The following is an 8,025-nucleotide window of genomic DNA, read 5'->3' on the forward strand; positions in this document are numbered from 1 at the left end:
AGTACTGGCCAACAACCCTCGTACAACGAGCAGTGTTACCGGTCGGGGAACGGAACTCCAACAGTCCTTTCAGGAGGCGAGCAATGACTCAACCACTCTCACTCAAACGACTATTCTACCTGTCTGTTTTGGCCCTTCTGCTTGTCAGCAGTATTTTGCCGGTGGCCCAGGCCGCGCCGGTCGCCGAACCATCCCCTCCGCCAAGGAGGGTCACTTCAGATCCATGGGAAGGGATGCCCTGGTCGTTTGACGAAGGACTGGGAGCGGTGAATCCTCAGCCAACTCAGCCGGGTCCAGAAGCAATTGATCTGGCAAGGAGTCCAGACGTCGATTTCTCGCAGATTGTCTCTGGCGAATTCCATGCCTGTGGACTCACGAATACCGGCGGCGTGAAATGCTGGGGGCGCAACCAGATCGGCCAGCTCGGCAATGGCAGGGACAACGACAGCAGCGTTCCGGTTGATGTGTCCAGCCTCTTCAGTGGTGTTCGTTCCGTGGCCGCCGGCCGCAACTTCACGTGCGCGCTGCTGCAGAATGGGGGGGTCAAGTGTTGGGGAGGCAACAACTTTGGCCAATTGGGCAATGGCGACGGCAGTTATAGTTACAGTTATGCGCCGGAAGACGTGGTGGGTCTCACCAGTGGTGTGGCTTCCATCGGTACCGGCGCTTACCACACCTGTGCGGTGCTGGAGACGGGTGCCGTCAAATGCTGGGGATACAACTTCTACGGGCAAGTGGGCACTGGAAGTGATACCACAAACCGTTACAATACGCCGCAACAGGTCGTCGGGTTGAACTCGGGTGCCCAGGGTGTGGGTGGTGGTGACGAGCACAGCTGTGCCCTGATGGACAATGGCGGCGTCAAGTGTTGGGGCTGGAACGAGCATGGCCAGATCGGCGACGGCAGTTGGGCCAATCGACTTACCCCCCGAAATGTGGTTGGGCTGTCCCAGGATGTTACGGCCATCGGTATCGGCGGCAACCAGTCCTGTGGCATTCTGGACAATGGCGCTCTGGTCTGCTGGGGCGACAATACATACGGCCAGCTGGGCAACAACGATTTGGATGATAGCAACCGGCCCGTGGATGTGGAAGGATTATCCAATGGCGTTGTCAGCGTGGCAGCAGGTGGCGATCACGCCTGCGCGGTTACCAGTCCCCCTGGCAAGACCTGGTGCTGGGGATACAACTTCTACGGCCAACTGGGGATTGGAAATACCCTCGACAAGCATCTGCCGTTTGCCGTTGTTGGCCTGTCCAGCGGTGTGGGCACGGTTACGGCTGGAGAGTGGCACACGTGCGCGTTGTTGAACAGCGGCCAGACAAAATGCTGGGGCAATGACAACTACGGGCAATTGAGCGACGGCCGCTTTTTGGTACGCGGCTTGCCGAATCACACAACTGGTTTTTCCAACCAGGATCAACAACTGGCCCTGGGCGAGCTCCATAGCTGCTCCCTCTCCTATGGCAGCGCCAAGTGCTGGGGCTACAACGCCTTCGGCCAGCTCGGAGACGGGACCACTGTCGATCGTCCCTCCAGGGTTTCAGTTTCCGGTCTGGGCACCGCCGATGCGTTGGTGGCTGGCAAGGGTCATACCTGTGGCCTGACAAGAGCCGGTGGCGTCAAGTGTTGGGGAAACAACGAATTCGGGCAGTTGGGCAACGGCAACACTGACTCTCAACTGAATCCGGATGAGGTAATAGGGCTCAGCAGCGGGGTGCAGGCCATTGCTGCAGGCGATAACCACACCTGTGCGCTGAAGGACAATGGTGCCGTCAAATGCTGGGGATTGAATCAAGATGGGCAGCTGGGGGATGGCACGACGGTCAACCGCAAACAACCGGTGAACGTGGTTAGTCTTCAAGGAGGGGTCACTGCCATAGCCCTGGGTGGACAGCAATACCGCCAGTCCCCGGACTATCTGGACAATGGGGGCCATAGTTGTGCTCTGACCGAACAAGGAGGGGTAAAATGCTGGGGAGACAATGGATTCGGCCAGCTTGGGGATGATACCACCGAAGACAGGCACACGCCTGTCGATGTTGTGTCGCTGGCATCTGGTGTTGCGAGTATCGATCTTGGCGGTCTCCACTCATGTGCCGGTATGGATGATGGATCCATGAAATGCTGGGGGCTAAATTACTATGGCCAGTTGGGCGACAACACGGCTATCAACAGTTCCGTCCCAACACGCGTGACCTTTTTTGAGCCGGTCGTCGTCGACTCTGTCTCGGCAGGGGCTTTTCATACCTGTGCTATGGTTGCCGGCGGGAAGGCCATGTGCTGGGGATGGAACCAGTACAGCCAGGCGGGCACCGGTGTGCTCTATGTGAATACCAGGGCGCCGAAAACTGTGGTGGGTATCGAAGCAGGGGCCAGCGTTCTGGAGGCTGGTGGTGGCCATAGCTGCGCCCTTGTGGCGGGGCGTGGCAAGTGCTGGGGTTGGGATGCTTTCGGGCAGTTGGGAGTTGGCAGCGACCTGCAATCGAACGTGCCGCGGGCCACTGCAGGTGCCATGACACCCTCCCTGATACCCAGCTATTCCAATGGACAGCCCGGAAGCTTCTTCACGATCAACGGACTCGGTTTCAGGCCATTTACGAGTGTGGCCGTGAGTGCCAATGGAGTCACGCTGGACTATGGTCTGCCGGTCCGGGAAACAGGGGAATTCCTCTTTTTCCTGGATAGCACCGGTTCGCCACCGGACACCTACGACGTTTCTGCGAGCAATACATATGGTTCTGCCTCCATTGACCTTCTGCTGGCGGACAGTGACCCATTGCGTCCCCAGGAAGGGGGAGGGCTCACCTACCACTTGCCAAGCAGCCGGAACTATCCTGTTTTCCTGCCCTTGGCAGAGAGTCGTTGAGATGGGGAAAAACCAATAGATTTACCGCAACAGCCCTGCGATCATCATTGGCAGGGCTGTTCGATTCCTCGATGAATCGGGCCTTTCTCACGCAGGGTGCGCCCCTGACGCAGCCGCCATTGTGACAGAGAGAGAAACTCTTTCACAGTCGTTCCACCTCTTCCCTGGCGATCTGGACCCAGCGGACCAGGCGTTCAGGTTGGTTGCAGATCGTGGTCGTATCCTTCAGAATGATCTCCAGCCGGCAATCCCGCGTGATCCGCAGGTCGCGCCGCAGGGTCTGTCTGATTCTGTCCTCGTCGAAGGAAGGCATCGCCAGGTCGGCGGGGTGGGGTTTCATGGAGTAGATGTAACGATTCTGCAACCTGTCTGCCATGGCGGCTCGATCGGAAAAGGGTGACACGGAAACCCGTCGCAGCCTGGGTATCTGTTGAACCACGTGCCAACGCCCTTCCAGGGGCTCGCAACAACCGTAACAGTTCAGCCCGAAGCGCTCCAGCAGAGGTTGCTGGTAGGGAAAAACGAACTCGGCGAACATCAAGGGGGAGACCCCGACGGTTTCCTGGCTTTCGGCGAATCCCCACATCGCGGCAGGTTGGATGTGGCCCTGGTGGTCCTGACCGCCCTGCCGGGGCAGTTCATCGCTCCAACCCATGCCGCCCGACGCCACGGTGGTGCCTCCGGTATTGGCGAACAGCAGATTCCTGGCCTCCAGATCATCCAAAAAGGCTGCGGTGCCATCCCGAAGCAAGGCCATCAAACGGTGGATCAGGTCAGGGTTGTCGACCAGATCGTACATCACCTGCTCCAGGCCTCGCAGGTTGATGAGCATCCAGGTCAAGCCTAAGGTCCACCACCACATGGTCCGTAGTTTCACCGGGAGCAGATCGCCGAAGATTTCGCTGGCGATTGTTGCCAGGCGGTCGGTGCCGGCGAAGTCCACCTCCAGGGTCGGCATGGTGAGCCGGTCGATATCCTGTTCGCTCCTGACCGGCGACTCCCAGCGGTAGGTTGTTCTGTTGTCGCCGCCGATGCGGGTTTCTTTCAATCCCCAGAAGAGATCCCACTGGCGCACGTGTGACAGGATGAAAAAGGGTTCGATGCTACGATCATCCTGGAGTTCGTTGCCCCAGAATCTCTCTTGTCGTAGTTGTCGTTCCCACTGGCGTGCGAAATTTCCCTGGCAGCGAAGTTGTTGATCGGTGATGATCTCCTGCCATGCCAGTTCCGGGTCACAGAGGATCAGAGGGCGCGTTCTATCCAGTCGATTGTGACGAATCCAGAGATCTCGTTTGGTTTGTTCCACGGGCTGCGCAGCAAGCGCTGCTATCTGGCCGGCCAGTTCCCGCAAGATCTGCTGGTCTTTCCGGGTGAACTGGAAATCGCTCTCGCTGGTCAGGGGAACGTTTCGCAGGACCTGGTGCGTTGTCTCGACCTGCACCTCGGGGTGGAGTGGTGTATAATGGGCCATCGGATGACGATTTACGACCGATATAGAAACGAGTTTGACGGAGGCCCATGACCATGTCCAAACCTTCCAGTGACAACCGTCCTGAGTACGACGGGTATACCAGGCCCAGCGCGTTGGGTTGCGTGACCGGCGTGATCATCGCCCTGGGCCTGATTGGCCTGTCCTACGTCATTGTGGGTGCGCTATTGCCGGGGGTCAACCCTCTGGTTGGTCCGGGGCTGGCCATTCTGATATTCCTGGTGGGCGCCGGCATGTATTTCTACTGGAAAAGCCGCAAAACACCTGACGCGGATCCCGCAGAGCAGGCGGCGAAACGGGAACAGTTCGATCAATGGATGGACGAGGAACTGGAATCGCAGCACGGCAAGGATTAGCGATTTTCTGCTCCATCAGTCGTATGGCCAGCCCCAGGCCTCCGCAGCGATCGACGTGTCGTTCACGTCGATGATCCCCGAGCCATCAAGGTCCAGGTTTGTCGGACAGCTCGCGCTGATGGGCTCGTTCCAGCAGGCGGCGACGCGCTGGATATCGGCCACATCCACGTCGTCGTCGCAGGCCAGGGGCATGCTATGATCGGCGTTGGGCTCAACGTCGGCGAAATGGCAGCCGGCTCCGACGCTCACAGTTGTCTGGGTCATCAGGTAGGGGGCGGCGCCGGGAACATCCTTGTTGTGTTGCCATAGTTGCCAGATGGTATCTCCCCACGCCTTGAGTCGTTCGTAGAAGGGGTCGCTCTGAATGATGTAGGCCTCGTTCTCCGGGGTGTTCGGATCAGGGTCGGGCAAGGTAAGGTTGCCGGTACCGCGGATCTCGTCCCGCAGAAACTCCACATATTCACGGCTGGTTGTCTGGTAAAAGAGACTGATCTCGGCAGTCTCGGCAGCTGCCGGTAGGGTCAGCCACAGTTCGTCATAGCCGCCTTCATACTCGGCACTGGTGAAGTAACTGGGGGCAGGATGTCCCTGCCAGACAGGCTCGGCAAAGCGCGCCGGCGCCTCATCGATATTGAATCCTCTGGGGGGAATCCGGTTGTCCTTATGTCTCTGATCGGACAACGCGAAATGGAAAGTCTGTTCCTCGCCGGTCAGGGTGCTCTTGGTATGCATTTCGTAGACCAGGCGGTCCATGTATATCTCGTCGCTTGCCAGGGGCGGGCTGTTGGGCGAATTGGGCAGCCCCTTGAGTGTACCTGCCGTCGTATCGAAGGGGTTGATCTCCTGGATCAACTGGTTGCTTCCGTCAAAGATCATGATGTTGACGAACATCCGGCGTCCTTCCGGGTAGCCGGAGATCAACTTGTGGCCAGTCTGGTTCTGGATGCGAAAAGCCAGCATCCTGGCGGCGCGATTGACGCTGATCTCATCGAAGGAGGCGGCATCCTGCAAGGCTTGCCTGGTTCGATCGGCGGCAAGCAACAAAGCCTCGGGATCGAGGGGAAGCCCCTGGGAAAAATCGAGGGTCAGGGTCATTGCCCCCTGGTGTAGCAGATCCTCGTTGACCGGATCATAGTTGGCAGATCCCGGCACACTGCTGGCCAGCAAATCGAGTACCCAAAGGTTGCCACCGGTCAGGTCATGCCGGGGCACGGCACTGTAGGGGTGTTCGCTGCTCTCGGATGTGGCGGGATTGCCCGTGCGTAGAGGCGCGGGAAGGTTGTGTGCACCGCGACCCGGCACGTCGCGCATGTGGCAATCCTGGCAAGTGGCAATATTGTTGGAGGGCTGAGAGGTAGAAAAGACGTCCGATGCGAATGGTCCAATGCCAGGCGCGCCGCCTTGCTGGCCGTAGTCGGAAAGCATGAACTCGGAAAAGGTGCGCTCCACCGGGAAGTAGGCGTAGGCTGGGAGTTGCTCTGTGGGAAGAACGGTAGTTCCGTCGCCGGGCGCGGTGCCGGCGAAGTCGAGATTCTGCAGCACGGGATTGGAGACATCGTGACAACTGGAGCAGAAGTACTTGCTTTTGTGATAGCGGCTGTAGCGCCAGAGATGGGGTGCACCGGTGGCATCGGCAAACGGCCCGCGTCGCTCGTGATTGGGGCTTATGAAAAATTGTCCGCCGCCGTTTTCGTCGTATTGCGAGGGGATCGGTCTGTCATCCGGTCCGAAGTAGGGATTACCGTTGAAGAATTCGATGGCATCGAGCACCAGGGCGTCGTCACTGCGCGTAATGTCGGCTGCTACCTGGGCCTGGGTACCGCTGCCCGGCCCGGAATTGGCCGCCTCATCCCAGTAGTTCTGCCAATCATCGCCCTCCCGCACGCCCAGATAGGTGTCCTCAAAAAAGGGGTCGACCATCTCGTGGCAGATATCGCACTGGACGCCGTCGAAATCAAACATGGTCATTGCCGAGGCGTTGGGTGGTTCGGAGCGACCCTCTATCCAACCCATGGGAAAATGGCAGCGCAGACAGATGTCCATGGCATTGGGTGAGCCGATGGCAAAGTTGGAATCCTGTCCGGCAACGGTCATGGCCGCAAAAAAAAGCGGGTCGCGGGCTGCCTGGGACATCATGGAACCTCGCCAGTTGGACCATGGCTCCACGTCCGGGTCATAGTCTCCGTGGCAGATAGCGCAATTGGCTGGCGATTCTACCATCGCTTGCCCTGGCTGGGTGCCCGGCATACGCACCAGGGGATCATCGGTGGCAGGCAGCGGTGGGTCGGCATAGACGTACCCCAGCCCGGCCAGGGCAAGGAGCGGAATGAAAAAAACCAGACTGAACAAGAGACCACGTTTTGAACTCATTGGGATGCTCCTGACCTGGACAAGCCAGCACGGGTATTTCGGCTTCGCTCACTGCAAGCTTTTTGTCGATGTCGATGCTGTAAGCGCCCAAAAGATAGCAGCTTAACGTTGAATTGTCAATGATATAGATCATATTGAACAAAAACGCCACCCCGGGAAGGGTGGCGTCAATAGATGCAACAGCGTGTAAGGTTATACCAGGTCGCGGCTAAAGGGCATCAGGGCCAGGGGGATCAGCTTGATGTGCTGGATGGCAAAGGGAATGCCGATAATGGTTAGTGTCAGGAATATGGCACTGAGTAGATGGGCCAAGGCAATCTCCCAACCGAAGAGCAGCAACCAGACGATGTTGAAACCGAATGTCAAACAACTACCGGTGTCGCCTGTTTCCACGACCTCCTTGCCAAAAGGGGTGAAGGTGGCCATGCCCAGCTTGATCGACTGGAGTCCAAAGGGAATGCCGATGATTGTGATACAAAGGGCGATTCCGCCGATGATATAACCCATCCCTGCGATGAAACCGCCAAAAACCAACCAGATAATGTTTCCAAAAAGGCTCATTTTTCTCCTCGAATGCTGCAGCTATCTGTTTCAGAAGGCGCGTTGCGCCCAGCCCTCTTAACTCATGTTGCGCACCTGGCAAATACAGGGGTCAAATGACATCCTGAGCCTCGCCAGCACGCCAGCAGGCGGTGCGTGAGCTAGGCCAGCAGGCGGACCGTGAGGTCGGCGGTCCGGGAGGACTTCGAAGGGCGGCATTTGACCCGTTCGCACACTTCGATTGCTCCCTTCGGTCGCACTCAGCATGCAAACCGCGTGACTCCAGCTCTTAATATCCAATACGTCTGAGCAGGAAAAAGGTTGCGTTGGATCTGAATGAAGATCCCGTACGGGGACGCGGGGAAGGTTTGGACCACGAAGGCGCGAAGGGTCGCGAAGG

5 protein-coding genes are annotated in these 8,025 nt (G+C 58.3%); 2 read left to right on the forward strand and 3 right to left on the reverse strand.

Going from position 1 to position 8,025, the window contains the following annotated elements; all coding sequences use genetic code 11:
• Nucleotides 1–83 precede the first annotated feature (83 nt).
• Complete coding sequence (locus U9R25_07365; protein ID MEA3335715.1) at nucleotides 84–2,870, forward strand: RCC1 repeat-containing protein; 2,787 nt, start codon at nucleotides 84–86, stop codon at nucleotides 2,868–2,870.
• 142 nt (nucleotides 2,871–3,012) lie between these two features.
• Here U9R25_07365 and U9R25_07370 read toward each other — a convergent pair whose 3' ends face one another.
• Nucleotides 3,013–4,341: a hypothetical protein gene (locus U9R25_07370; protein MEA3335716.1), complete on the reverse strand. Its 1,329-nt coding sequence runs from the start codon at nucleotides 4,339–4,341 to the stop codon at nucleotides 3,013–3,015.
• A 53-nt stretch (nucleotides 4,342–4,394) separates the two neighbouring features.
• On the opposite strand from U9R25_07370, the gene U9R25_07375 reads away from it, so the two are divergent.
• Nucleotides 4,395–4,715, forward strand: a complete 321-nt coding sequence (locus U9R25_07375) for a hypothetical protein (protein ID MEA3335717.1) — start codon at nucleotides 4,395–4,397, stop codon at nucleotides 4,713–4,715.
• 15 nt (nucleotides 4,716–4,730) lie between these two features.
• On the opposite strand, the gene U9R25_07380 is transcribed toward U9R25_07375, so the two are convergent.
• Together U9R25_07380 and U9R25_07385 are read right to left on the reverse strand one after the other, a co-directional pair.
• Nucleotides 4,731–7,085, reverse strand: a complete 2,355-nt coding sequence (locus tag U9R25_07380; GenBank protein MEA3335718.1) for a multiheme c-type cytochrome — start codon at nucleotides 7,083–7,085, stop codon at nucleotides 4,731–4,733.
• Nucleotides 7,086–7,277: 192 nt separating this feature from the next.
• On the reverse strand, nucleotides 7,278–7,646 hold the full coding sequence (locus U9R25_07385; GenBank protein MEA3335719.1) for a YccF domain-containing protein: 369 nt from the start codon (nucleotides 7,644–7,646) through the stop codon (nucleotides 7,278–7,280).
• Nucleotides 7,647–8,025 lie beyond the last annotated feature (379 nt).

Source organism: Chloroflexota bacterium (assembly GCA_034717495.1).
Taxonomy (GTDB): domain Bacteria; phylum Chloroflexota; class Anaerolineae; order JAAEKA01; family JAAEKA01; genus JAYELL01.

Coding starts and splice junctions, on each gene's coding strand:
- U9R25_07365 (MEA3335715.1), top strand. CDS start 84: ATGACTCAACCACTCTCACTCAAACGACTATTCTACCTGTCTGTTTTG.
- U9R25_07370 (MEA3335716.1), bottom strand. CDS start 4,341: ATGGCCCATTATACACCACTCCACCCCGAGGTGCAGGTCGAGACAACG.
- U9R25_07375 (MEA3335717.1), top strand. CDS start 4,395: ATGTCCAAACCTTCCAGTGACAACCGTCCTGAGTACGACGGGTATACC.
- U9R25_07380 (MEA3335718.1), bottom strand. CDS start 7,085: ATGAGTTCAAAACGTGGTCTCTTGTTCAGTCTGGTTTTTTTCATTCCG.
- U9R25_07385 (MEA3335719.1), bottom strand. CDS start 7,646: ATGAGCCTTTTTGGAAACATTATCTGGTTGGTTTTTGGCGGTTTCATC.